The following is a 25,920-nucleotide window of genomic DNA, read 5'->3' on the forward strand; positions in this document are numbered from 1 at the left end:
GGATACAATGAAAAAGATTAATTTATATATACTGTTACTGGCCGTCCTTAGTACACTTGCTTCCTGTAAGAAATTTCTGGATGAAAAACCGGATAAAAAGCTGCTGGTGCCAAAATCGTTGGAAGATTATCAAACGCTTTTAGATGGTAATTTTGAACTGAACCTGTCCTCTAACATTGCTGCATTTGTCAGTTCAGACGATTATTCCTTAAGCGCTGATGCTTACAACCGTCTCAGTGTGGAAGGACGTAATTTATACACCTGGCAGGACAAAAGCTTCTCCGATGTTAATGGTAACGACTGGTCTTCCAGTTATACGCAAGTGTTTATTGCCAATGTTTCTATTGAAGGAACCGAAAAGATTGGCAAGACTGGCTTTAATGAGCAAAGCTGGAACAATGTAAGAGGCTCGGCCTTATTCTTCCGTGGAAGGGCATTTTTTGAGGCTGCTTTGAACTGGGCGAAAGCCTATGACCCTGCTTCCGCAATGACTGATCCGGGAATTCCATTAACGATGACTTCCGATTTTAATGTGAAAACAACAAGGCCAAATGTGCAGGAGACCTACAACAGGATCTTAAATGACCTGAAACAGGCCGCAGATTTATTGCCGGCAAATGCAGCACATAATATCCGTCCTTCAAAGGCAGCAGCCTATGCTTATTTATCAAGGGTATACCTGGCGATGCGCGATTATCCGAATGCCGGAAAGTACGCTGATGCTGCTTTACAGCTGAATAATCAACTGATTGATTATGCAGATTTGGACAACACCGAGTTTTATCCTTTGCCGGGAATCACCAATCCGGAAATTATCATGTTTTTCTCAATGGAAGTCTCATTTACACCTGAGATTGATCAGTCTTTATATGATTTGTACCCGAATAATGATTACAGGAAGACGGTTTTCTTTGAAGAAAACAGGGATGGATCGATGGGTTTTAAAGGAAGTTACGATGGCAGTTATGCCTACTTCACAGGAGTGGCAACAGACGAAATGTACCTGAACAGGGCAGAGTCGGCTGCAAGAGCAAATAAAGTGAACGACGCGATGGACGACCTGAATACCCTGCTAAAAAAACGAATCAAAGATTTTATTCCGCTAACAGCTACTGATCAATCAGCAGCGCTGCGGTTAATTCTGAAGGAAAGAAGAAAGGAACTGGTGCTTAGGGGAACGCGATGGATGGATTTAAAACGTCTGAATAAAGAACCTGAATTTGCCCTGACTTTAAAGCGCAGTGGCGGAAGTCAGGAATATGTTTTACCACCAAATGATCCGAAATATGCACTGCCTATTCCCGATCAGATCATCAGGAAGTCTGGAATAGCACAAAATGTAAGGTAACTGGCCATTAGAAAATAACAGTCTTTCTGTACCGAAACGGGACATAAAGACTTGGAAAAAAACTTGCAGCAGGAATCTGCGCTGCAAAACAATAATACCCCCCTAATACCCTCCTCTGGACAATCCCCGTCCAGGGGAGTTTTTATTTAAGGGGAATTTTTTCTGATCTGCTTTTTTTCTATTTTGCAACTATCAGGCAGCTATCAGATTTAACCTTAAACGCTCTTTTTAAAGAGCATGCTTTAAAAGATAAGGATTAATCATAGGTCATATCCACCTGGATTCCTAAAAGTTTACCGGAAGCTGAGTCATCTTCAAGTTCATGGCAAATGCTGTCCAATACGACGGATTTATAATCATCTTCAGATAGATATTGTTTCATTTCATCTAAATGATTTTGATTTATTGTAAGTATATATTGTTTATTGCCAGGGAGTATGTAGTTTCTCAAGGTTTTGAATAATTCAGCCACTTGTCTTGGATCGATACCATCCAATAACCTGCTATCGTGAAATACAACCTGCATTTTGTGCCCAAATCCTTTTAGAAGTAAGGTTAAATCATAGCAGAATATTTTAACGCTATTGATCCCGTCAGAGGCATCTGCTTCTATTTTTGCATCAAAATCATATCTTAATTGGTTGTCTCCGTCATTATTGTAGACTGTTATACCAGCCGCCGACTTGGGATAAAATCTTTTGGTTAATTCCCTAAAGAAATCTCTAAGTGCCTTTATGACGTTTTCAAATTCGGCAATATATTTGTCAGTTTCATCCGTTGCTTCAATAAAGTCTTTCTCGATTTTAAGTTTTGACTTGTGATATTCTTTTAGCAGTTCATCATATCTTGTTAATTTATCCTTCTCGCTTTTGAGATCAGCCAACTTATTTGTTAGCTTAACAAAAACATCTAGAGCATGATGAGTATCAAGATATTTTAGATTTTTATCAAAATCATTTTTTAATGCTTCAAAATGATTAGAAAGTGTTTTTAGTTCTCTCGTTAATAAGTCTTTTTGGTCAATTAGTCTCTTTTCTCTATTTATTGTTAAGTGTTTATAGAATTGTTCCAATTCGGTTAATTTTTTCAATGCGCCGTCGGCTAGAATAACGGAGGCTTCTTTATATATCCGTTCAATATTCTCCTTTTTGATGTCAGGGGAGATTTTTCGACTCTCTTCAATATTTAGAATTTGGTTTTGTATCAACACGATTTGATTTTGAGTGTTCTCCAATTCTTTCTTTATTCTGTCGGCTTCTTTTTTTATATCATAATAGTCTTCAGCAATTCTAAATTTTTGCAAATCTGATTCAAGGTATTTTACTTTATCCTCCAGATCCTGTGTTGCTAAAGAAACATCTCTATTGCCAATAAAAAAATCCTTCAGCAAATGATCATTACTCAATTCATTAACTAAGTTTCGGATTCGCTCTTTTTCTTTTCTCAGCTTAAATTTCTCCTCTGCTAAATGAACGTTTAGCCCCAAAAGGAAAGAATTCGTTATTAAAATCTGAAAGTCATTGTTTACAACATTTGGATTGTTGAAGGATGTATAGGAGCCACGTCTGGGACGGATAAAAAAGGGAAGCAGGCTTCTAAATGACAACTGACTGACATCCTCTGGTATATCAAAAATTAGATCCCCAAATTTATTATTGAATTCGACCAGTTTTACCGCCACTCCATCCAAATTAATCTTAGTTTGATTGTCAGTAGACCTGGATGTAACGTATTGAACTCCATCTATAATAAAAGTCAGCGTGAAACTCCAGCCAGGTAAGTGCTTTTTAAGTGAGTCCTTTTTACTTGAACCCAAACAGAAATGAATCAATGCTACTAACAGAGATTTTCCTACGCCATTAAATGTCTTATCGCTACTTTGGTTATTTGCCGACTGTCTTGCGACTATAAAATTCAAACCAGTGCGGTTTTTAAAGATTACTGGCCTAAAACTGCTATGATTGGATTCAAGAGAGATCAGTTGCATTTGTGAATTACCCCTTTCTCCTCTTTGATTGCTTTAATGCCATAAAGAAATATTAATGTAAGTGTTAAATTGTCAAAGCTCTGTTTTGCAAAATAATAACCTAATTTTAAATCTGTCTGATATGCCTTCCATAGTTCGTCTACACTCGATGGTCGATCAAGCTTTTGGAGCAAATAGCTGCCAAACCCTAAAAGAGATTCGGAAAAGTTCACATGTTTACTTGGTAGTACCATTGTATGTTAGATCAGGATTTTTTTCAAAAATGTCACAAGATTCAAAATATTTTGCAAGGATAGTAATGACCGCGGATTCAAAATGAGCTTCATTTCTAGGTGAGCATTGCTTGACCATTTCCCAAAAAACTAAATCGCCAGGATACTCTTCCTCAGTTTCTTTATTAAAAGGTGTCTTTAAGTTCTGATATAGGCCGGAAAGCTGCTCTTGAAGGGAATCCTCCAAAAAGCCCTGATTTGATATAAACTGATTTAGAGCTCCTAATTTTTGCACTCCTATCTCTAAATAATTTTTAGTAAAAGGACTTAGTTTATTGAATTTAATCTTTTCATCCCAATCTGGAAATTCAATTTTTTCCAGAACAGGAATAATCGGTAATTTCATAATATAGCCAACAACTTCAGAAAGTACTGAAAAATCCAAATTAGTGATGCTATTGGTGTCTGGCAAAAAACCTGTAATCGTTATGATTTGATCATCAGTCAATTTAAATAACTTGTTTTCTAAATCTTTTGAAGTTATAAATCCACCATTATTCAGTTTATTCTTCCTTATAATACTGGCTAAGGCTTTTTCACTATCTGCATTTACACCGTGATATTTATCATTGATAACAAAATAAAACTCCCTGACATTTGGCCACTGTTTCAATAAGCCTTTAAAGTCTGTATCTAATTTTGTGATGACTACTGGATAATTATTCCTAATATCTTCTGGAGCGTACACTTGAAAGTATATCTCTTTATTGGGAATATATCCGTCATTTTTTCTATCCCCAATATTGCCCCAGGGTTTAATCTGCTGAAATGAAAGCGCTTCATAATTCATAATAGCGGTGAAAATATTTTCGTATTTACCGCCATCTGACTCATGAATTTTGAGTTTAAATAGCGTTCTCGCTAAAGCTTTTTCCTGAGTAGTCATTATATGTTAATCCTTGCATTAGTTTAGGAAATGTAAAAGTATACATTTAATTTATTATTCTTATTGTTAAATAAATAATATATATAGAAATTAACCGCATTCGCTGATCATGAGCAAGAAAAGTAGTTGAAGGTAAATTATAGAACAGGCATTAATTTTTTGGCATAACGGCCCCTTAGGAAATCCTTGTTTGATTTTTTAACGTGATTAATCTGAGCTTTTTCCGGAAAAATAATTAATCTGGCTTGTTTTTTAGCTTGGTTTCCCTGGAAGATTTGCCAGTTTATACTTCAGCACCTCGTATTCCATTTCCAGATTCCGGAAGGCTTTAGTATTGACGGGATTTCCGTAATTATCTGCCATTTGTTTTAAATAATCGGCCTCCAGTACATCAAACCGCTGCTTTACCAGCGCATATTTCTGTTTCTCCTGCTGTTTTTCCTTACTTTCTACTTCCCCGTTCAAATTTCCAATATAAGCACTGTCTGAAATGGCCTTGCCATTGGCGGATTTAAAGCAGATATAGGCTTCTATCGGTTCCTCAACCCGCTGCTCGTACAAATCGATAAAATAACTCCCGGCATCTCTCCTGCAGGCATTAATCACAGACATTGCCGTTTTTTCCAGCGGGTGATAAAGAAGAATCATCACCGTGTCGTTGTACTGACCACTCGGATCCCAGCTCACCAATACTCCTTTTTCCTTCTTTTCGATTTTAAGATTATTTGCACCTGGTAAATTACCATTGCTGAGTATGACCTTACTGTAATCCACAGAAATATTTGGGTATTCCCCTTTTAAAGCATGTTTTTTAATATAAGAAGTCGCGAGGTTATGGGCATTTCGTACCGTTCCTCTTGCTTCCAGCTCAAAGCTGACATTGGTAAACTCAGAGATCCTGCTCACCATTTCCATCGTCACAGACATCGCCTGACGGTTGGCCAGCTGATTCCTGCTTGGTTTACCCGGATCGCCGATCATACGAACAACAGGCTGTCCGTTCAGCATGTAAAAAACCAGGTTGTGTAATTTTCCATTTAACGCCCCCAGAGGGCCATTTGGTGCTTTTGCCATATTTAACAGGTTAATTATTCAGTGAAATCAGTTAATAAGTTTTATATCAACAATACCAATATAAGCAATAAGTTTTATTAAAGTGAATAATAAGCGTACATCAAGTTACCAATTGCTTTTATTTTACAAATAATTTTCATGTGAGAAGAACAAGGGTTGATGAGGCTACAGGCCCTCTTGGGCCCTAGCAACCTACCCTCAATAAAGAAGCAAAATAGAAGTAATTGGAAGCATAGTAATAACGATGGTTAGTGCATGATGCTGCCTCCTGAAGCATAAGCTATAGATGGAAAGGTTAATCCACATAAATAATTCCTTATCTTTGATTCTTACGAACCGAGCGTGAGCGATAAATAGAAAATCTACAGATGAAATTTCAACTTGTATCAGACTATAAGCCAACAGGAGACCAGCCCAGTGCCATCAAACAACTGGTAGAAGGGGTAAATAACGAAGAAAATTATCAGACATTGCTAGGCGTAACAGGCTCTGGTAAAACTTTTACCATAGCCAACGTTATTCAACAAACTCAAAAACCAACCTTAATTCTGAGTCATAATAAAACATTGGCGGCACAGCTTTACGGGGAGTTTAAACAGTTTTTTCCGGAAAATGCGGTCAACTATTTCGTTTCCTATTACGATTATTATCAGCCTGAGGCATTTATGCCCAGTACGAATACCTATATAGAAAAAGACCTGAGCATCAACGAAGAAATCGAGAAGCTAAGACTACGCACTACTTCGGCATTAATGTCCGGCCGTAGAGATGTCATTGTCGTTTCTTCCATTTCCTGCATCTATGGTATGGGAAATCCGGAAGATTTCTCCAGATCAGTTTTCCGTTTTGCGGTAGGTACCAGAATCTCCAGAAATAGCTTTTTACACAGTCTGGTAGAGATTTTATATGCCCGTACCATCAATGAATTTAAGCGGGGAACATTCCGGGTTAAAGGAGATACCGTAGATATTTTTCCAGCTTACCTGGACAATGCCTACCGCATTTCTTTCTTTGGGGATGATATTGAAGAGTTAAGTGTAATCGATCCGGTAACCGGGAAAACCCTGGAGAAACTGGAAGATATGGCCATTTATCCGGCAAACTTGTTCGTGACACCAAAAGACCGTTTTACCTCTTCCATCTGGGGGATTCAGGAAGAACTGGAGATCCGCAAAAATCAATTGATTGGCGATCGACAGGTTCTGGAAGCCAAAAGATTGGAAGAAAGGGTGAACTTTGATATTGAAATGATGAAAGAACTGGGCTATTGCTCAGGAATTGAAAATTATTCCCGCTTCTTTGATGGCCGTTCTCCTGGAATGCGCCCCTTCTGTTTGCTGGATTATTTTCCAGACGATTACCTGATGGTGATCGATGAAAGCCACGTAACGGTACCTCAAATCCGCGCCATGTATGGTGGAGACAGGTCACGTAAAATGTCCTTGGTAGAATATGGTTTCCGACTGCCTTCCGCATTGGACAACCGACCTTTAAATTTCGATGAATTCGAAAGCCTTGCGCCACAAACCATTTATGTAAGTGCAACTCCGGCGGATTATGAATTGCAGAAAACCGAAGGTGTGGTCATTGAACAGGTCATCCGGCCTACAGGTTTACTGGATCCGCTGATTGAAATCAGACCTGCCGTAAACCAGGTGGATGATTTGCTGGATCAGATTGATAAAACAATCAAAATGGGCGATAGGATCCTGGTGACTACACTGACCAAAAGAATGGCAGAGGAACTCGCAAAATATATGGACCGCCTAAACATAAAATGTCGCTACATTCACTCTGAGGTGAAAACGCTGGAAAGGGTGGAAATCCTCCGTGGACTTCGCCTGGGTGAATTTGATGTGTTGATCGGGATCAACTTACTAAGGGAAGGACTGGATTTACCGGAAGTTTCACTGGTAGCAATTTTGGATGCAGATAAAGAAGGATTCCTTCGTTCAGACCGGGCGCTGATTCAGACGATCGGAAGGGCTGCCAGGAACGACAGGGGAAGAGTAATCATGTATGCTGACAACATCACGGACTCGATGGAGAGAACAATTTCTGAAACCAACAGACGCCGCGCCCGACAAATTGAATACAATTTAGAGCATGGCATCACACCTAAAACAGTGGGCAAGAGCAGGGAAGCGATATTGGAACAGACTTCAGTATTGGATTTCTCTGGTAATGCGGCAAGAGCCAAGGCTTATGTAGAGGTGGATGAAGTAAGTATGGCTGCAGATCCTATTGTGCAGTTCATGACGAAGCCCGAAATGCAGAAGTCAATTGATAAAACACGTAAGGACATGGCAAAGGCGGCAAAAGAAATGGATTTCCTAATGGCGGCAAGATTACGTGATGAAATGTTTGCCATGGAAAAAGTATTTGAAGAAAGATTTAGTAAATAAGATGGACGGAAAGAATAGAAAAGACATTTACCCGGGATTAGAAGTAGACATCATCCTGAAAAAAGACCAGAGAAGCGGAAAGTTAACAAGAGGCATCGTTGCCAATTTGCTCACTTCTTCTGCTTTTCATTCCAGAGGAATTAAAGTTCGCCTGGAAGATGGTCAGGTAGGGCGTGTGGCTGAAATTGTAGAAGATTAATACCAGGTATGTAATCAAAATGCAATAATCAGAAGGGGTTTGTAATAATGAAAATCTAATTCCGTCTATATTTGTAAACATTAAATTAACAAAATGGCATTTTTAAAATTTCTTTTTATCGCTTTTTTAGTACTCTATATCCTTCGGTTGATTTTCCGTCTGATATTTCCAATGGTACTAAAAAATATGTTTAGCAAGGTTCAGCAACAAGCTGAAAACCAGTCGAGACAACGCAACAGCAGACCTGAAGGAGCTATTTCTATTGATTATATGCCTCCCCAGCCTAAAGGCGGGAGAACAGATAAACTAGGCGATTTCGTAGACTATGAAGAGGTAAAATAAAGGTATTTTATTCTTATCGATAAATTTACTTCCTAATCTGTATCAATTTTATATTTTTGGGGTTAGTTTAATCTTAAACAAACCTTAATGAATAATTGGTTAAAAGCGAATGGCATACACCTGGCCATCATTGGATTTTTTGTTATCATCTGTTTTGTCTATTTCAGTCCCGTATTGCAAGGAAAAGCTCCTGCGCAAAGTGACGTTATACAGGCAAAGGCCACTGCCAAAGAAATCATGGATTATAAGGCTAAAGATGGCAAAGGGCCACTTTGGACGAACCAGATGTTTGGAGGTATGCCCGCTTATCAGATTTGGGTACAACACCCGCTCAATGGAGCAACTTATGTGATCTCTTTCATAAAAGCGATCTTTCCTGATCCTGTAGATGCAGTTTTATTGTACCTGGTAGGTGCGTATCTGCTCTTTTGCGTACTAAGGGTAAACCCCTGGCTCGCTGCAGCAGGAGCAATAGCTTTCGCTTTTACTTCCTATAATTTTATCATTATCGCCGCAGGGCATAGCAATAAGGCATTAGCCATTGCTTTCTGTGCGCCAATCATCGCGGGGGTCATCCTAACCCTCAGGGGTAAATACTGGTTGGGAGGAAGCTTAACGGCTTTATTCCTGGCTTTAGAAATCAGGGCGAATCACATTCAGATGACCTATTATCTGATGATTGCACTGTTGATCTTTATCGGTATTGAAGTATACCATGCGGTTAAAGAGAAAAAAACAGCAGCTTTTGGAAAAGCGCTGAGCTTCCTTGCCGTTGCCATGGTTTTGGCTTTTATGGTCAATGCCGGAAAATTATGGACAACTTACGAGTATGGTAAGGAGTCTAACCGAGGTAAATCTAATTTAACAACAGATAAGGCAGAAGAGAAAAACGGTTTGTCAAAAGAGTATGCTTATGGCTGGAGTCAGGGTGTAGGAGAGAGTTTTACCTTCCTTATTCCAAACCTTTATGGTGGACCAACAAGCATAGACGAATTGGTGAAACCAGAGAGCCATACGTATAAAGCGTTACAGGGAATTACAGGTGGAGATCCAACCCAGGCCATTCAACAACTGGCAGGTCAGGTTGGTTTGCAACAATATTGGGGTGAGAAACCAGGTACTTCAGGCCCTTATTATTTTGGTGCAATCATCTGTTTCTTGTTCGTATTCGGTCTGTTGATCGTTAGAAGCAGAATCAAATGGTGGATCTTAAGTACAACGATCTTGTTTATGTTGTTGTCTTTCGGAAGGAACTTCCCGATGATTTCAGATCTTTTCTTCGAGTATTTCCCAATGTACAACAAGTTCAGAGCGGTAGAATCAATTCTGGCATTGGTTGGATTAATGGTGCCGGTTCTGGCTGTCCTTGCGATAAAAGAAGCACAGGAAGGTACTTATGATCAAAAAACACTCGTTAAAAAGTTAACTATTGCTGCCGGAATCACTGGTGGTTTCAGTTTATTAGTAGCGATTATGCCTACGGCATTCTTTAGCTTCACCGCAGAGAATCACCCACAAATGATTCAGGCATTGACACAGATGCTGGAAAACAATAGCGGAATCGCACAGAATATTGCCAGTGCATTGGTTTCTGACCGCGCAGACATCGCCCGTGCGGATGCTTTACGCTCTTTATTGTTTATCGTGATTGGTTATGGCCTGGTTTGGGCTTTCTTAAATAAGAAACTGAACGTACAAACGGCAGTGATTTTACTTGGAGTTGCCATCATGGTCGACATGTGGCAGGTGGATCGCCGTTATTTAAATAACAGCAATTTTGCCAGCAAAAGTGATGTTAATAATCATTTTCAGCCACGTGATGTGGATACCTTTATTATGGCGGATAAAGATCCGGATTATAGGGTGTTGGATTTAAGTATCTCTACTTTCCAGGATGCAAGTGCTTCTCAATTCCACAAAACAGTGGGTGGTTACCATGCTGCTAAGCTGAAACGTTATCAGGAACTAATTGATAACCAATTCTCAAAAAGCATTAATCAGGATGTGTTGGATATGTTGAATACGAAATATCTGATCACACAGGATCCTAAAAACGGATCTTATAAAATGCAACGCAACCCGACTGCAGCAGGACATGCCTGGATCGTTCAGAATATTCAGTTCGCAAAGGATGCGGATGAAGAAATGAAAGCGATCAGTAGCTTTGACCCTAAAAAGGAAGCGATTGTAGACATTAGGTATAAATCTTTAATTGATACCAGAAGTGTTGGTGCAGATCCAACTGCATTCATTAAACTGGATAGTTACCACCCGGATCATTTGGTGTATTCTTACAGCGCGCCCAGAGATATCATTGCGGTGTTCTCTGAGATCTATTACGACAAAGGTTGGAACATGTATGTGGACGGCGAATTGAAGCCTTATTTCAGAGCTGATTACGTGTTACGTGCAGCTCAGCTGAAAGCTGGAAATCATAAAGTAGAGTTCAAGTTTGAGCCGGTTTCCTACTATATGGGTGAAAAAATATCCTTAGCAGGTTCTATCCTGTTACTTGCAGGTTTAGGATTCGCATTTTATTCAGAAAGCAAACAAAAGAAGAAGGCAGCTTAAGCTCATTCTTAAAAAAAGAAAAGCCCGATACCTAAAAAGTATCGGGCTTTTTTATGGCCCGAGCGGGGCTCATCATAAAGAATCACCGGGTTTTTTCAAAAAACAGACTGTACGCCAAAATCGCTTAATAGTTAGGTAAAAAAAGAAGCGCTTAAAATGATTTGATGATTAATTTTAGAAGCAAAACCAGAACTGAATTTTTGCAGGAGTCTGTATGGTATGGTCCTGAAATTGATGGCCCTGAAAACAGGCGCTGGAAAATGATACCACTGGAATGGCAGGAGTTGAATAAACAATAACGCGTAGATATGAGAAAGAATATACTATTGGCAAGCCTGATTTTCCTGGCTACTGTATTGACATTAGCGATACCAGTTGTTGGTTTGGCTTCCACAAACGAAGCTAAGCCAACAAATCCGGACTTGATTCCTTTACCTGTCAAAGTAGAGAACCGGGCAGGTGTTTTCAAATTGAAAAGTAGTACCAGGTTGATTTCAGCGGATGCCTATAAGGATATCACGGAATTATTTGCTGCCATGGTAAAAATGCCGACAGGGTATTCCCTGCTCCGCTCTGGCCAGGGAAAAGATGGCATTCATTTTAATATCAACAGCACTTATAATAAACTGATCGGCGAAGAAGGATATGTGCTGGATGTGAAACCTTCGGGAGTTAACATTCAGGCAAATAAACCAGCTGGGCTTTTTTATGGCATACAGACCCTGATGCAGTTGCTGCCCAGAACAATTGAAAGTTCGGCAAAAGTTAATGATCAAAACTGGACGATACCTTGTGTGAAAATTACCGATTATCCAAGATTTGCCTGGAGAGGGTTGATGCTGGATGTAAGTCGCCATTTCTTTCCAAAGGAGCTGGTTAAAAAGTACATCAATCAGCTCGCAAAGTATAAAATGAATGTTTTTCACTGGCACCTGACCGACGATCAGGGATGGCGTATAGAAATCAAGAGCCTGCCTAAACTCACTAGTGTGGGGGCATGGAGAGCGCCGCGAATGGGGCTATGGTGGAGCCGGAAACCTCAGGCAGCTGGTGAAATTGCCAGCTATGGAGGGTATTATACTCAGGAAGAGGTTAAAGAAATTGTCGCTTATGCGAGTAAGCGGTTTGTGACGATATTACCTGAAATTGATGTACCCGGACATAGCCTCGCTGCCCTGGCAGCTTATCCTGAATTGTCATGTAGCGGAGGCCCGTTTAGCGTAAATGTTGGCAATAACTTTCCTGAGAAGAAAGAGAATGCGCTATGCCCGGGAAATGAGCAGAGCTTTGAATTTATGGATAAAGTAATCGGAGAGGTCGCTGCACTCTTTCCGGGCCGGTATATCCATATTGGAGGAGATGAATGTGATAAAGGGGCTTGGAAAGACTGTGTGAAGTGTAAAAAGAGAATGGAAGTCGAAAAGCTTAAATCGGTGGAGGAACTGCAGAGTTATTTCATCAAGCGCATGGAAAAGATGGTTCAGGCCAGAGGTAAAAAACTAATGGGTTGGGATGAGATTCTGGAAGGCGGTCTGGCTCCTGAAGCAACTGTAATGTCCTGGAGGGGAATGAAGGGAGGGATTGATGCAGCTAAGATGAATCACCATGTGGTCATGACTCCCACCGATAATTGTTACCTGGATCTTTACCAGGGAGACCCCGCTGTTGAACCACCTACTTACTCGATGCTTACACTGCGCAATTGCTATAATTTTGATCCTGTTCCAAAAGAAGTGCTGAACCCTGCATTGATTCTGGGAGGGCAAGGTAGTCTTTGGACAGAGTCTGTTCCCAGTTATCGCCATGCAGAGTATATGACCTGGCCCCGGGCATTTGCTTTAGCAGAAGCATTATGGTCGCCAAAAGAACTAAAAAACTGGGAGAATTTTATTCCGAGAATGGAAGGTCATATGGCACGTTATGACTTTTCAAACACGAACTATGCAAGGAGTATATACGATCCTGTGATCAGGCCTGTTAAAGACAGCGTCAATAAAACTTTTCAAATTGCATTGGATACGGAGTTGAAAAACCTGGAGGTGTATTATACTTTCGACGGCACCTACCCGGATAAATTTTCAGCCGCATATAAAGCACCATTAAGCATTCCTTTGGGAGCAGATTTGTTCCGGGTTTTAACTTACAGAAATGGAAAGCCCATTGGAAAAATGATCTCGGTAAGCATTCCGGATCTGGAAAAACGCCTGGAAAAATAGTTGTTCTTATCTTGATGAAAAAGACATTTTATACGGGCATTGCATTTGTTGATGAGAAACAGGTTTGTGCTGATCAGGTTAGCGTACGTCCTCTTATTTGCGAAAAAGGTTTGTTTGTCTGATATTGTAGTTTAATTGATAAACTTAAAGATAAAAAGAACAAATGGATTGGAAATACTTTCTTGGTGGGTTGGGCCTCTTCCTGATCGCTTATTTTTTGTACAGAGCAATTGAAGGACTGAGGCTTTCTAACAGAACAGCTGTGAAATCTTTTGTGGCAAGGGAGTATGTTGCGACCTGGGCTTTTATCATTTTATGTGTGGTAATGGGGGTATCAGCTATCGTTATGTCTTTCGGGATAAATATTTAATTATGCATTTAGAGTTAGATCTGATTGTTGCTATTTACCTGAGCGATACTGGCACTACTTTGATGGCAAAAACCAATAATTTCCACGCCGGTGGAATTGCTTTAACTGGGCTGTGGCTCCGCCAGGTTAACTGGAGGCACTTTGAAATACCCTGAGCTGAGTAGCTTTACTTTTGGTTAATAGGAAATAAAAATTTTAGGAAAGTATTTTTTAAAATAATACAAGTTAAATAAGTGTGATGTTATCTTTGTTGCAGAATGAAAAAGAAAATACGCTCGATAATTTGTATTAGTTCGTTATTAAGTTTAACTGTAATGCAAGCAATGGCGGGCCGGACCTTTAATAAGTATTCGTGTAGCACTGTTGAAAATAAAATAAATTATTTCTCTATAGAGGATTACGAGGGGCAGGTAACTTTCCCCGCTGGTTTTGTTAAAGGAGATTATATTGAATTCTTGAAAACATCACCTATTAGTGCAGGAGCCTCAGGAAATTATGAAATATCGATTTCTTATGTCAGGAATAGTATGGCTGCTGCTGCAACTTACCTTGCCAGTGTTTCCCATAATAACTCCAATCTTTGGAGAGAAGTTGGTAGAGTGAATAGTAATGGTTATGCGAATAGTGGATCTGATGGGCATAATTTTACCATTGATTTTAATACGCAATACGGTAGTCCCAGAATGAGGATCAGGGCAATTAATACTTTTGGAGATCCTGCAGCTCCTCTTACAATAAACGTAAAAGTAAGGTCTATTAATGCCAATTCCGCCTGGACGGCTTTAAATGTAACAGGGAATGACCTGACTGTAAATAAGCTGCTTCCTATGACCAATGATTGGAGTTTATATGTGGGAAACCCTTATAAAACTGATGGAGCTCAAATTGCCATAAAAGCGATTGAAAACGGAAATGTTGGTATAGGGATAGCTAATCCGGATTCAAAGCTTTCGGTTAATGGCAATATAAGGGCAAAAGAAATAAAGGTAGAGACTGCGAATTGGCCGGATTATGTGTTTACTGATGCCTATAAACTGCCTGCACTTGCTGATATAGAGAAGCATATTAAGGAAAAGGGACATTTACCAGAGATTCAATCGGCCGTAGAAGTAGAAAAAAATGGAGTTGACCTGGGAGAAATGAATGCACGATTATTAAAGAAGATAGAAGAGCTGACACTTTATGTAATTCAGGAAAACAAAATAAATCTGAAGAATACCCAAAGGCTGGAAGCTCAGGAACTTCAAATCAAGTTATTGATGGAGAAACTGGATTCTGTTAATCCTAAAAAAGCCAAAAACTGATCTTCATGATAATCATCATTTAAAAAAACATGACTAAAATTTACATGTTAAGTGCTATGACACTGTTTTTTGTCCGATCCTTTGGGCAGACAAATACTTTTCCTGTAACTGGAAAGGTTGGTATTGGTACAACAAACCCGCAGTATCAGTTACAAATGATCGGTGGTCATACAAACACTAACCTGAATCTCCATTATTATACTGCTGACCCATTACAACAGGCCCATCTTACTTTGTGGGCAAGTGAACCTGGATGGACTTATACCGGTACAGGAATTGGAAACAATGTATATAATAGCAACTCTGCCAACGGAGTAGTAAGAATAAGTACGGTAAGAGGAGGGTCTTACATGAGATTATTGGATCAGGAGATCAGATTGAATGTAATTGATCTTGAAGGGACAAATATTACTGCATTAACAGTAGATAAGGCCGGGAATATTGGAATAGGTACTGTTACCCCTAAAGAGAAACTATCTGTTCGAGGTAGGATCCGTGCGGAAGAGGTTAAGGTCGAAACGGCAAACTGGCCTGATTATGTTTTTGATGCTAATCATCAAATTTTATCTCTTCTGGAGTTGGAAAACTATATTAAATTCCATAAGCACTTACCTGAAATTCCTTCTGCTGCTGAAGTGAAAAAAGATGGAATAGCCTTAGGGGAAATGAACAAGCTACTGCTGAAGAAGATTGAGGAACTGACCTTATACCTGATTGAAAAAGATAAAGAAATATCAGAATTGAAGAAGGAGCAATCTAAAATTGCAGATCAGGAAAGCCGGATCCATAGGCTTGAACAGCTGATACAACCAGTTAAAAAACAAGCTGGATTATAGAAATGAACTTCAAAGACTAAACTATAAAATGAAAAAGAAATTATTGCTCTCCACGCTACTGTTATGGCTTGCATCTGGTATGGTTTATGCCCAACAACCTGATATTGAATTAAGCAGCTATACCAAACAGTCTGAAATCAGAGCGACAAAAAGTATTACACTTAAACCGGGTTTTCATATTCCTTTGGGCGACACGGTTCGGATTTATATTGGTACAAATTTCCGGGAATGTGTAGACTTGCTTTCCGTTCCCAGTACTAATCAGAATTATATTTTAACGCGGACCTTTAAAGTTCCTGATGTCAAGACGGATGCTGATCTTAAAGTTCAGCGGAAGGTTTGTGACGAAAACCAAAGTATACAGTACTTTGACGGGCTTGGCCGTCCGCAACAAACGATCAGCGTACAGGGAAGCCCGGCTTTCAGAGATATCGTCCAGCCAGTTGCTTATGATGCTTTTGGGCGGGAAGCTAAAAAATACCTGCCCTATGTTTCTACAGTTGCTGCCAGTAATGGCAGCTTTAAAGCTACAGCAATTGTTGATCAGGGGACGTTTTATACCAATCCAACTTTGCAGCTTGCTCCGGGAGTTGTTCCGATACCCTCAGCTGCTTTTTCAGAAACGAGGTTCGAGGCTTCCCCTTTAAACCGGGTGTTGGAACAGGGGGCGCCTGGTGCGGCCTGGCAGCTAGGTTCGGGACATACTCAAAAACTGGATTACGGAACAAACAATGTTGATGTAAATTATGCGACTACCGGTTTTGCAGTAAGGCTATACGCTGCCAATGCCGTAATAACAGCTGGGCAGACCCATGAACGTACGCTTTCAGGAACCGGTTATTACGGGACTAACCAGTTGTATTTAACCATTGGTAAGGATGAGAACTGGGTAACCGCCGATGGAAAAGCAGGAACCACGGAAGAATATAAGGATAAAGAAGACAGGGTGGTACTAAAGCGTACCTTTAATAAAAATGGACTGGGTACTATAGAAACCCTTTCTACTTATTATGTGTACGATGATCTCGGCAACCTGAGCTTTGTACTGCCTCCCGGTGCTGCGCCAGACGGAGTTACAGTTCCATCTCAGGCTATTCTGAATGATTTCTGCTATCAATACCGGTATGATGGAAGAAAACGGATGATTGAAAAGAAACTTCCGGGTAAGGGTTGGGAATATATGGTTTACAATAAACTGGATCAGGCTGTAATGAGTCAGGATGCCCTGCAAAAAGCAGCTGGCAAATGGTTATTCAGTAAATACGATGCGTTTGGCAGATCAATAATAACGGGGATTATCAATAGTGTTTTGTCGAGGGCAGTCTGGCAGACTGATGTTGATGGGCAGGATACTTCATGTGCCCTTTGTACGTTATGGGAAGTTCGTGACGATACCAATATCAGCTTAACGGGTACAGGGTATACCAACCGGACCCTTCCGAAGCATAACCTGGTAGAATACTATTATACGATCAATTATTTTGATAGTTATGATTTCTATGGGAATAGTTTTTCAGGCCCATCAACCGGAGAAAGTAATTCGGTTAAAAGTTTAGCTACGGGAAGCAAAGTCAATCTGCTGGGGGCTGGGGCAACACAATTAAGCACCATGCGGTTGAGCACAAGTTATTATGATGCAGAGGGTAGGGTACTCAGGACTAAAAGCCAGCATCATTTAATCGGAACTGATGAAGTGTTTAATACCTGGAATTTTGCAGGTGAATTAAAGGCCAGCAGCAGAAAACATACTACAGGCAGCACAGTGACTACAATTGCCAACAAATATGAATATGATCATATGGGAAGAAAACTGGCTACCCTTGAGCAGATCAATACCGGTCCGGAGGTGGTATTGAGTAAGCTGAGTTATAATGAAATCGGACAGCTGCTGAAAAAAGAATTGCACAGTATCGACAATGGGATAAGTTATCTGCAAAACACCCAATACGGATATAATGAACGTGGTTGGCTGAGGAGCAGTACTTCCGGTCAGTTCAGCCTGATTATGAAGTACAATGATGGGGCTACACCACAATACAATGGAAACATTGCCAATCAGGAATGGGGAGCAGGAACCAGTTTAACAAATAAATTTACCTATGGTTATGATAAATTAAACCGGCTAACCAGCAGCATTAGTACGGGAATTGTGATGAATGAGGTGCTGAGTTATGATGTGATGGGGAACATCAAGACGATGAACCGGGATGGGGCGGGTCTTGGAACTTACAACTATGCAGGTAACCGTTTGACGAATATTAGTGGAGCTCCGCTGGTTACCGGAACTTATGTTTATGATGCGAATGGGAATGTGACCACTGATGGACGGACGGGCGTGGTTCTAACTTACAATGTACTGAACCTTCCGGCTACTGCAAAAAAGACAGGAGTAGACCTGGCTTATACTTATGATGCAACAGGAAATAAATTAAAGAAACTGAGTCTTGGGGTGGCGAGAGATTATGTTTCAGGAATAGAATACCAGAATGGGGTAATAGAGGTGATCCATACCGAAGAAGGATTGGCCAGAAACAATTCAGGGACTTATAGTTATGAGTACAACCTGACCGACCATTTAGGGAATGTGAGGTTTACTTTTAACCAACATCCAGATTCAAAGTTACTTCGGGGTTTACAGTCAGATAATTATTATGCATTTGGAAAGCGTAAAGTTGTGAGTGCGGGGCCGAATAAATATCTTTATAACGGAAAGGAGGTTCAGGATGAGTTAGGAGAGCAGTACGATTATGGAGCCAGGTTCTATGATCCGGTAATTGGGAGGTGGAATGTTGTAGATCCGCTTGCGGAGCAAATGAGGAGGTATTCGCCATATACTTTCGTATATAATAATCCATTACGTTTCGTAGATCCTGATGGGATGAAAGGTGATGATTGGGTTAAATATGAAGTGGATGGTAAATCATATGCGAAGTGGGATGATAATGTAACAGATCAGAAGAGTGCAACGGCTCTTTATGGAGAAGGTGCGCTGTATGCGGGTAAAGATGGAACTGCCACCACTGCATCAGGATATAAAATCAATCTAAACTCAGATAAGACCTGGAGCTATAATCTTCCTCAGTTAGATGCCGGACCTGCGGGACCATCAATTGGTGAGGCGGTTAAGGCGAATATGCCTACACTGAATATGGCAGAAGGAATTGCGACAGTGAGCGCCATTGCAGCCTCTGGTGCAGTAGGTGCAACTGAAAGCGCCGGAAACTTCTTGATAAATGGAATTGGAAGAAGGGCTGCCTTTGCGGAGGGTCTGTCTTCTGGCGGTGGATACAGTACAATTTTTAGGGCAGTCTCTTCTGCGGAGGCAGACGATATTGCGCAATTTGGATTTAGAGTTATGAAGGGTGGATATGAATCAAAATTATTTGCTCCAACATTAAGAGAGGCGGCGCAATTTGGTAAATATAACTATGGCTTAGATGGCATTCCCAACACCATAATGAAAGTACGGATTCCTAACAGTGTTTTAAACGGAGCTCATAAGTTTGTGGCAGATGGGATGAATGCAATTGATATTGCTGCGAAGAACTTGAGTAGACTAAAAGGCGTTCCATTAAATTATAGTCCAATTCCTTAGCCAATTATGATAAGAGTAAAAGCAAGAATTAAATTGTATATAAATGGTCGTAAAACGCCATTTATGACGGGTTATAGGCCTCTATTTACTTTCGTTGGAGAGGTGAAGACGTCCGGGCAAATTACTTTGAAGGGTCGGAGTGACTTTCCTCCTGGAGATGAAGATATTGTCGAGATAGCCTTTTTGCATAGAGAGTTCTTAGGAGAAAATTTTGGTTTGGGCTCGAGATTTACTTTTGGTGAAGGTCGGGAACCTTTTGGAGAAGGAGTAGTTAAAGAACTTCTCTAAAGCCACCATCTGGATATAATAGATCTTTTAAATCTCAAGAAAGCATGTTTTAGTGCGTTTACATTAGAGCGCTTCCATAGCCTGGGTAACCGGGCTATGCTGTTTTACTGAAAGGCCTGTTTGGTCTTAAAGTTCTGGATGTATGTATCAATGACATTGAACAGGATGCTTTTGGTCTCGGCATCCATTTTCTGGATGTCGTTAATGCGATCTACGATTTCTTTGTCATAGGAGGCATTTTCTCCTTCTCCGATCAGAAAATCCGTTGTAACACCAAAGGCCTTAGCCATTTTGGCAACCATTTCAATGGATGGCAAGTTTTCATTGCGTTCGTACTTCCCTATGATCTCCCGGGAGGCGTTAATCTTTTTAGCCAGGTCACCCTGTGACCATCCTTTTTCCTTTCTAAGCGTGCTTATTTTGCTTCCGATGTTCAATGTATTACTCATATATAGCCTCTGTTACAGTGGAAGTGTAAATATAAGAGAACTTAGGTGCATAAAAAAGTAAGGTATTATTTGTTTGAAAGAGAAATAGTTTATGGTTTTGAGGAACAAGTTACACATGCAGAAAACTTAAACTTTTTTATGAACAGACAAATCAGTAAATCCGTGAAGTTGCAGCCCAAATACAGGGCATTGAGCCTAGGCCGTACTAAAATAGTACCTGAATTGAGAATCTCCGGTGTCTGGCTGGAATCCCAGGGCTTTCATCCCGGGGATATGGTGGACATCCAGGTCCATAACGGAATGCTGGTCATTAAAGCCCTGGGGTAATGAACAGTTCCAAATTGCACAGTGATAACCCCGAGCTGTTAATCTACATCTCGGGGAAACTGCACATCACCATTCCCGGCGGCATCCGGCTCACCGGACTGGAACGGTTAAAAGTGACATTGAAGATCAGCCTCAAAGCTCAACCTTCCGGTATTGCATTCCGTCATCATCTGGACCTGTACAACAGCATCCAGACGGAGCAGATGATAGAGAAATCCGCAGAGGTACTTGACATCAGTACTTCGGAGATCAGCACTGTGATCAACCTTTTGTGCGGAGCACTGGAAAACTACCGGTCCGAACGCCTGGAAGCGATGAAGCCCAAAACCATAGAGAAAAAGCAGCTGAGTGATCAGGAAAGAAAAGCTGCAGTAGCTTTTCTGAAATCTCCGGGCTTATTGCAACGTACCGGGGCTGCGATAGCAGCCAGCGGACTAATTGGTGAAGAAACCAACAGTATGATTGCTTACCTGACTTATACATCGAGAAAACGGCATACGCCACTGCACCTGATGTGTCTTGGTGCCAGCGGCACCGGAAAGACCTGGCTTCAGGAAAAAGTGTCTGAGCTGATGCCTGAAGAAGATAAACTGGAAATCACTACCCTTTCCAGTAATGCCTTTTATTACTTTGGCAGGGAAGAACTGAAACATAAACTGCTATTGATTGAAGATCTGGACGGAGCAGAAAGTGTGCTGTACCCATTAAGGGAGCTGCAAAGTAAACGTAAGATCTCCAAGACCGTTACCCTGAAAGACAACAAGGGAAACCTGAAAACAGTAACCCTGAATGTAGAAGGGCCTGTTTGTGTAAGTGGCTGCACCACCAGAGAAGCTTTATATGAGGATAATGCCAACCGCTGTATCCTGCTGTATATGGATAACAGTATGGAGCAGGATAAAAAGATCATGGACTATCAGCGAAGACTCAGTGCAGGGCAGGTTGACCAGGGTGCAGAACAGCGGATCCGGACACAGCTTAAAAATGTGCAGCGCATCCTAAATCCTGTTACCGTTAAAAATCCACATGCAGTCTATCTGCAATTACCTGAAGCAGTCTTTAAGCCCAGAAGGACAATGCTCTTACTATTGCTGTTTACCGAAACCATTACCTATTATCATCAGTACCAGCGGGAACTGAAAACCGATACAGATACCGGAGAACAGTATATTGAAAGTACGATAGAAGATATTGAAGCCGCCTTTACGCTGCTGGAAGCAACGATCTTAAAAAAGAGTGATGAGCTGAACGATGCCTGCCGTGGCTTCTTTGAAAAACTGAAAGCCTGGTTAAAGGATCAGGATACCGAGAGCTTTTACAGTAAAGAGATCCGCTCTGCCCTGCGGATCAGCCCGAGCAGTATCAGCCGTTACCTGTATGAGCTGGAACGAATGGGCTATATCAAGATCGTTCGTGGCAACCGTTATAAAGGCTTTGAATATAAAGTACAGAGCTGGAATGACCTGGAAGTGCTTAGTACAGATGCCAAAACCCTGATTGCAAACATCCTTCAGGATATCCGCTCAGTAACCCGTAACCCGGGAGTATCCCAGGGCCCTTATGGGTTACATAACAATCAGAAGATCAATAAGAAAGATGCTGTAACCCAAGGAAAGTAAAAAATGCAAGGCAGGCAAAATATAAAACTGAAAAACCCGCTTTATATAAGGCTGCAGGCCGGGTTTGACCGCTGGCTCCGGGTACTGAACTTTGAGGCAAGCAGTCCAAGGGACATGCCCAAAATGCTAACCAGCTTCCTGGTCTTTCTTGAAACAAAAGGCTGTAACAGCATATCTGCAGTGCAGGAAAGCGACCTGAAAGACTACCTGCAGGAGCTGTCCGAACGTCCAAACCAAAAGAAGGAAGGAAATCTGAGTAAAAACTACCTGCGTAAACACCTGCAGGTGATCCGTAAGTTCAGCCGTTACCTGTCAGAAAGCAATCAGGAAAGCTTTGAGGTGAAAGTACAGATCAAAGGTAAAAGCAGCAATATCAAATGTATCCTGAGTCCTGATGAGATTGCAAGGCTGTATGAGGCAACCGGAGAAGATAAACTGGGATTGCGGGATAAGGCTATGCTGGCGCTGTATTACGGATGTGGACTTAGAAAAAACGAAGGGCTGAGCCTGAATGTAAACGATATCCAACTGGAAAAGGAATTGGTGTATGTGAGGAAAGGTAAAGGCTATAAGCAGCGCCTGGTTCCCCTTACCGGCAGTAATAAAACAGATCTGGAAAACTACCTGATCTACTCCCGGCCTTACCTGCTCAGCGGAAAACCGGAAGATGCCCTGCTGCTGAGTATTCAGGGCAGCAGGCTGGTTACTGTCTTTGAACGGATCCGGAAGTTAAAAGGTAAAGCCAGGATCAGAAAGCAGATTGGGGCACATACTCTTCGCCATAGTATTGCTACCCATTTATTGCAGTCAGGAATGAAACTGGAACAGATCCAGCGGTTCCTTGGTCACAGCAGCCTGGAAAGTACACAAATCTATACCCATCTTGTACATGAACAGCTTTGAGCTTTACCTGGAAAAAGAAGGCTTAAAGCCAAATACGGTGCAGCAGCACCGCAGGTATGTGGAGGGGTTTAAGGGCTGGATGAGCTCAGAAAGCCTGGCCATTACCGCCATAAGTTACAGTGATGTGCTGGATTATGCCGATCATCTGCAAAAGGAAGGCTGCAGTACAGGTTATGTAAACCGGGTATTGTTGTCGATACGTTATTACTTCAGCTGGCTTCAGCAAAGCAGTGGTGTCCATAACCCTGCCGCAGGTATCCGGCTGAAAGGTGCTGTTCGGGGTATCCCGCATGGCCTGCTGGAAAAAGCAGAGCTGGATGGATTGTATGAAGGTTATGTGGTGAAAGATGACCGTAGCCAGCGGAATAAAGTGATGTTGTCGCTGCTGATCTACCAGGGCATCACCAATGAAGAAATGCACCACTTAAAAGCAGATCATATCCAGCTTAAAGAAGGGAAGATCCGGATTGCGGCAATGGGTGGCAGCAATAGCCGTACGCTTAAACTGGAAGCTTTCCAGATCATGGAGCTACATGAATACCTCACTGTTACCCGGGTTAAAATCCTGGCTGGCAGCACAGATAACAGGCCGGGAAGAAAGCCTGAAATGATGAAGCCTGCAGCGCAGATCAGTCAGCTGTTTATCAGTATGAACGGCTCTGAAAACTTAAAGAACAGTCTGTTACACTTCAATTATGCTTTAAGAAAGCTAAACCCTAAATATAAGAATGCGGCGCAGATCCGTCAGAGTGTCATCACTGAATGGCTAAAGGAAAAGGACTTAAGAACGGTTCAATATATGGCAGGCCATAAATATGTAAGTTCAACTGAACGTTATCAGACGACCAACCTTGAAGACCTGAAAGAAGCTTTAAACAAGCACCATCCATTGAAGTAATCCCTTTCACCACCTTCAGGGCATCAAAACCCACCCAGCTTTCAGCTTCCCTCTGTGCTTTGCTGCCCTTTCGCCCGGCTGATCCCTTCTGCCGGGAAGACCGGCCCCAAGCTATATAACATAATACACATTATAAAACAGCCCCGCGAAGGCTATCCCGCGACCAAAGCTGCCCTTATAATGGGCTATTATGTTAAATAGCCGCACGCCCCGGCTGGCCTGCGCTCTGCCGTCTTCCTCCGGTCGGTCAGCGGCAAAGCCTGCGGCAGCATGTTATTGTTGAAGCTGATTGGGGCAGTGCAAGACTGGTCGGGGGAACAACGGAATCCCTTCGGAAACGGGGGCACTGGACCCGCCCAACCTCACAGGGATAGAAAGATCCGATCTTATCCTCCCCGCACACCAAAGAACTTTCCATCCCTGCGAGGGATTGCATGATGCACTTTGCTGGCCTCCCAATCGTCAAGGGTTCAGGTAGTTCATCTGTTAAGCCACCCAGAGCCAAAGAAAGGAAAGCTGTCAAGGGAACGTGGAATAAATGGCCTTGCGGGCAAAGGCTAAGCGCGTTTATGCCGCGAAAGTCCCTTTACTGCTTTTCTTTCGAGGCTACCTTTGCTGTTACAGATGATCTAACGAACAAGCACTGCCTTTCATAGTACCGCTCTCTGCAAAAAACAAACAACAAAAACGACCAAAAAACAAGGTTGGTGGATGAAAATCAAATCTATATCTTTGGTAGAGGAACGTTCTTTATAGCACTGAAAAAGTGCGGCTGGAAAAGTTTGGAGAAGGCAAAAAAAACGCGGTAGGCAATACGATTATGGGGCAAGGTTCTATGATCCGGTGATTGGGAGGTGGAATGTGGTAGATCCTAAAGCGGAAGAGATGAGACGGCACTCTCCTTATAATTATGCTTTCAATAATCCGATTAGATACATAGATCCAGATGGAATGGCGGCTATTGACCCAACTGTTGGATGGGCAATTTGGAATGCTATAAAAACAGCAGTTTCAACAAATGGAGTTATTGGAACATTAGAAGTCGTTGGTACTGGAGCTGCTACAGCTGTTGTTGGGACAGTAGCTTTAGTTCTCCTGCCGCAAAATGGTACGGGAGCAGGATCCGATAATCCTAAGCCTGTTATGCCTCCACCATACGTTCCGATTTCAGACAAAAAAGGTGCTGATGAGAAAAGTCCAACCGACAGAGAATTACCTAGAGATAAAAATGGAAGGCCTACGGTTGATCCTGAGGCTTCAGATGCAGGACCTCATACCCAATTAGGTAAAAAATCTGGTCGAAATGGTGATTATAAACAAGCTAGAGAATTTGATGAAAAAGGAGAGCCAGTGAAAGACTTAGATTTCACTGATCATGGGCGTCCACAAACTCACCCGAATCCGCATCAACATGAATATCTTCCTAATCCTACCGGTGGTACACCTCAAAGAAGTAAAAAAGCCGAGCCTTTTAGTTATAAACCTTTTAAGCCAGTGATAAAATGACAAGATCTATAAAAATAAATGGAGATGACAGCTCTATACTATCAGTTAGCTTAACGGATATCTTAAATTGTCTTGAAGATGGTGAAAAAATAGAATGGGGAATGTTATGGTTAGAAGCTGTAGGAGAGTTAGATGGAGAAAGGTCAATCGTTGATTTGGAGCAGGAAATCAATAAATCTGAAAAGGCTACGATGATGACGTGGAAAGAACTGATAGAGTTATCGAGCCAGATCATTCAAGGGATTAATCTCTTGATTATTGGAGACAGACTACGTGTAAAAATAAAAAAGTACCTGACCGATAAAGAGATGTATTCAGGCTGTGATTATACAATTGAGCTCATTGATTCATCTTATTGGATTATTCATTCTAAAAATGAAACCTTCTTGGAAAATGTATTTAAAGAGCTAAAAGGTGTTGAATATATAAACCCCCTGTAGCTATTCTGCATAACTCATTATAAATAGGAAAAGCTGGACGTAGATAGACTGGCTTTTCCTATTTATTGATTATACTCTTTCCTGG

Annotated in this window: 22 protein-coding genes; 18 read left to right on the forward strand and 4 right to left on the reverse strand. The window is 41.4% G+C overall.

The window, feature by feature from the left end:
• Positions 1-7: 7 nt before the first annotated feature.
• Positions 8-1,348, forward strand: coding sequence for a RagB/SusD family nutrient uptake outer membrane protein (locus AAFF35_RS30725; RefSeq protein WP_342330245.1), 1,341 nt, complete (start codon positions 8-10; stop codon positions 1,346-1,348).
• A gap of 256 nt (positions 1,349-1,604) precedes the next feature.
• Here AAFF35_RS30725 and AAFF35_RS30730 read toward each other — a convergent pair whose 3' ends face one another.
• From AAFF35_RS30730 to AAFF35_RS30740, 3 genes are all read right to left on the reverse strand, one after another.
• The gene (locus tag AAFF35_RS30730; protein ID WP_342330246.1) at positions 1,605-3,335 is read right to left on the reverse strand and encodes a DUF2326 domain-containing protein; all 1,731 of its coding nucleotides are present in this window, start codon (positions 3,333-3,335) and stop codon (positions 1,605-1,607) included.
• A 216-nt stretch (positions 3,336-3,551) separates the two neighbouring features.
• Positions 3,552-4,493 (reverse strand): ABC-three component system protein, encoded by a 942-nt coding sequence (locus tag AAFF35_RS30735; RefSeq protein ID WP_342330247.1) that lies wholly within the window; start codon positions 4,491-4,493, stop codon positions 3,552-3,554.
• Positions 4,494-4,745: 252 nt separating this feature from the next.
• Positions 4,746-5,567, reverse strand: a complete 822-nt coding sequence (locus AAFF35_RS30740; RefSeq protein ID WP_342330248.1) for a DUF6266 family protein — start codon at positions 5,565-5,567, stop codon at positions 4,746-4,748.
• A 368-nt stretch (positions 5,568-5,935) separates the two neighbouring features.
• Between AAFF35_RS30740 and uvrB the strand changes: the two genes are divergently transcribed.
• The 11 genes from uvrB (at position 5,936) to AAFF35_RS30795 (ending at position 19,693) form a co-directional block, all read left to right on the forward strand.
• Positions 5,936-7,972, forward strand: coding sequence for an excinuclease ABC subunit UvrB (gene uvrB / locus AAFF35_RS30745; RefSeq protein WP_342330249.1), 2,037 nt, complete (start codon positions 5,936-5,938; stop codon positions 7,970-7,972).
• Between the two features lies 1 nt (position 7,973).
• Entirely contained in the window at positions 7,974-8,171 is a 198-nt protein-coding gene (locus AAFF35_RS30750; protein WP_074608155.1) for a YwbE family protein, read from the forward strand.
• Positions 8,172-8,264: 93 nt separating this feature from the next.
• The gene (locus AAFF35_RS30755; RefSeq protein WP_342330250.1) at positions 8,265-8,513 is read left to right on the forward strand and encodes a DUF4834 family protein; all 249 of its coding nucleotides are present in this window, start codon (positions 8,265-8,267) and stop codon (positions 8,511-8,513) included.
• An 87-nt stretch (positions 8,514-8,600) separates the two neighbouring features.
• The gene (locus AAFF35_RS30760) at positions 8,601-11,084 is read left to right on the forward strand and encodes a hypothetical protein (RefSeq protein ID WP_342330251.1); all 2,484 of its coding nucleotides are present in this window, start codon (positions 8,601-8,603) and stop codon (positions 11,082-11,084) included.
• A 164-nt stretch (positions 11,085-11,248) separates the two neighbouring features.
• Complete coding sequence (locus AAFF35_RS30765) at positions 11,249-11,383, forward strand: hypothetical protein (RefSeq protein ID WP_342330252.1); 135 nt, start codon at positions 11,249-11,251, stop codon at positions 11,381-11,383.
• Positions 11,384-11,392: 9 nt separating this feature from the next.
• The gene (locus AAFF35_RS30770; RefSeq protein ID WP_342330253.1) at positions 11,393-13,300 is read left to right on the forward strand and encodes a family 20 glycosylhydrolase; all 1,908 of its coding nucleotides are present in this window, start codon (positions 11,393-11,395) and stop codon (positions 13,298-13,300) included.
• Between the two features lie 163 nt (positions 13,301-13,463).
• A complete protein-coding gene (locus tag AAFF35_RS30775) occupies positions 13,464-13,670 on the forward strand; it encodes a hypothetical protein (protein ID WP_342330254.1) in 207 nt (68 codons plus the stop codon).
• Positions 13,671-14,125: 455 nt separating this feature from the next.
• Positions 14,126-14,974 carry a hypothetical protein gene (locus AAFF35_RS30780; protein ID WP_342330255.1) on the forward strand — a complete coding sequence of 283 codons (849 nt, stop codon included), beginning with the start codon at positions 14,126-14,128 and terminating at the stop codon, positions 14,972-14,974.
• Positions 14,975-15,003: 29 nt separating this feature from the next.
• On the forward strand, positions 15,004-15,810 hold the full coding sequence (locus tag AAFF35_RS30785; RefSeq protein ID WP_342330256.1) for a hypothetical protein: 807 nt from the start codon (positions 15,004-15,006) through the stop codon (positions 15,808-15,810).
• 28 nt (positions 15,811-15,838) lie between these two features.
• Positions 15,839-19,405: a DUF6443 domain-containing protein gene (locus tag AAFF35_RS30790; RefSeq protein ID WP_342330257.1), complete on the forward strand. Its 3,567-nt coding sequence runs from the start codon at positions 15,839-15,841 to the stop codon at positions 19,403-19,405.
• A 6-nt stretch (positions 19,406-19,411) separates the two neighbouring features.
• On the forward strand, positions 19,412-19,693 hold the full coding sequence (locus tag AAFF35_RS30795; RefSeq protein ID WP_342330258.1) for a hypothetical protein: 282 nt from the start codon (positions 19,412-19,414) through the stop codon (positions 19,691-19,693).
• Positions 19,694-19,797: 104 nt separating this feature from the next.
• Here the strand turns inward: AAFF35_RS30795 and AAFF35_RS30800 are convergent, their stop codons facing one another.
• Entirely contained in the window at positions 19,798-20,142 is a 345-nt protein-coding gene (locus tag AAFF35_RS30800) for a helix-turn-helix transcriptional regulator (protein ID WP_342330259.1), read from the reverse strand.
• Between the two features lie 138 nt (positions 20,143-20,280).
• On the opposite strand from AAFF35_RS30800, the gene AAFF35_RS30805 reads away from it, so the two are divergent.
• The 6 genes from AAFF35_RS30805 (at position 20,281) to AAFF35_RS30830 (ending at position 25,835) form a co-directional block, all read left to right on the forward strand.
• Positions 20,281-20,469 (forward strand): SymE family type I addiction module toxin, encoded by a 189-nt coding sequence (locus tag AAFF35_RS30805; protein WP_342330260.1) that lies wholly within the window; start codon positions 20,281-20,283, stop codon positions 20,467-20,469.
• Positions 20,469-22,088, forward strand: coding sequence for a hypothetical protein (locus AAFF35_RS30810; protein WP_342330261.1), 1,620 nt, complete (start codon positions 20,469-20,471; stop codon positions 22,086-22,088). Before AAFF35_RS30805 ends, AAFF35_RS30810 begins: the two co-directional genes overlap by 1 nt.
• A gap of 3 nt (positions 22,089-22,091) precedes the next feature.
• Entirely contained in the window at positions 22,092-22,991 is a 900-nt protein-coding gene (locus tag AAFF35_RS30815) for a tyrosine-type recombinase/integrase (protein ID WP_342330262.1), read from the forward strand.
• Entirely contained in the window at positions 22,978-23,889 is a 912-nt protein-coding gene (locus tag AAFF35_RS30820; protein WP_342330263.1) for a site-specific integrase, read from the forward strand. Before AAFF35_RS30815 ends, AAFF35_RS30820 begins: the two co-directional genes overlap by 14 nt.
• Before the next feature lie 843 nt (positions 23,890-24,732).
• Entirely contained in the window at positions 24,733-25,395 is a 663-nt protein-coding gene (locus AAFF35_RS30825; RefSeq protein WP_342330264.1) for a hypothetical protein, read from the forward strand.
• Positions 25,392-25,835 carry a hypothetical protein gene (locus AAFF35_RS30830; RefSeq protein ID WP_342330265.1) on the forward strand — a complete coding sequence of 148 codons (444 nt, stop codon included), beginning with the start codon at positions 25,392-25,394 and terminating at the stop codon, positions 25,833-25,835. Before AAFF35_RS30825 ends, AAFF35_RS30830 begins: the two co-directional genes overlap by 4 nt.
• Positions 25,836-25,920: the final 85 nt, after the last annotated feature.

This window comes from Pedobacter sp. FW305-3-2-15-E-R2A2 (genome assembly GCF_038446955.1).
Lineage (GTDB): Bacteria > Bacteroidota > Bacteroidia > Sphingobacteriales > Sphingobacteriaceae > Pedobacter.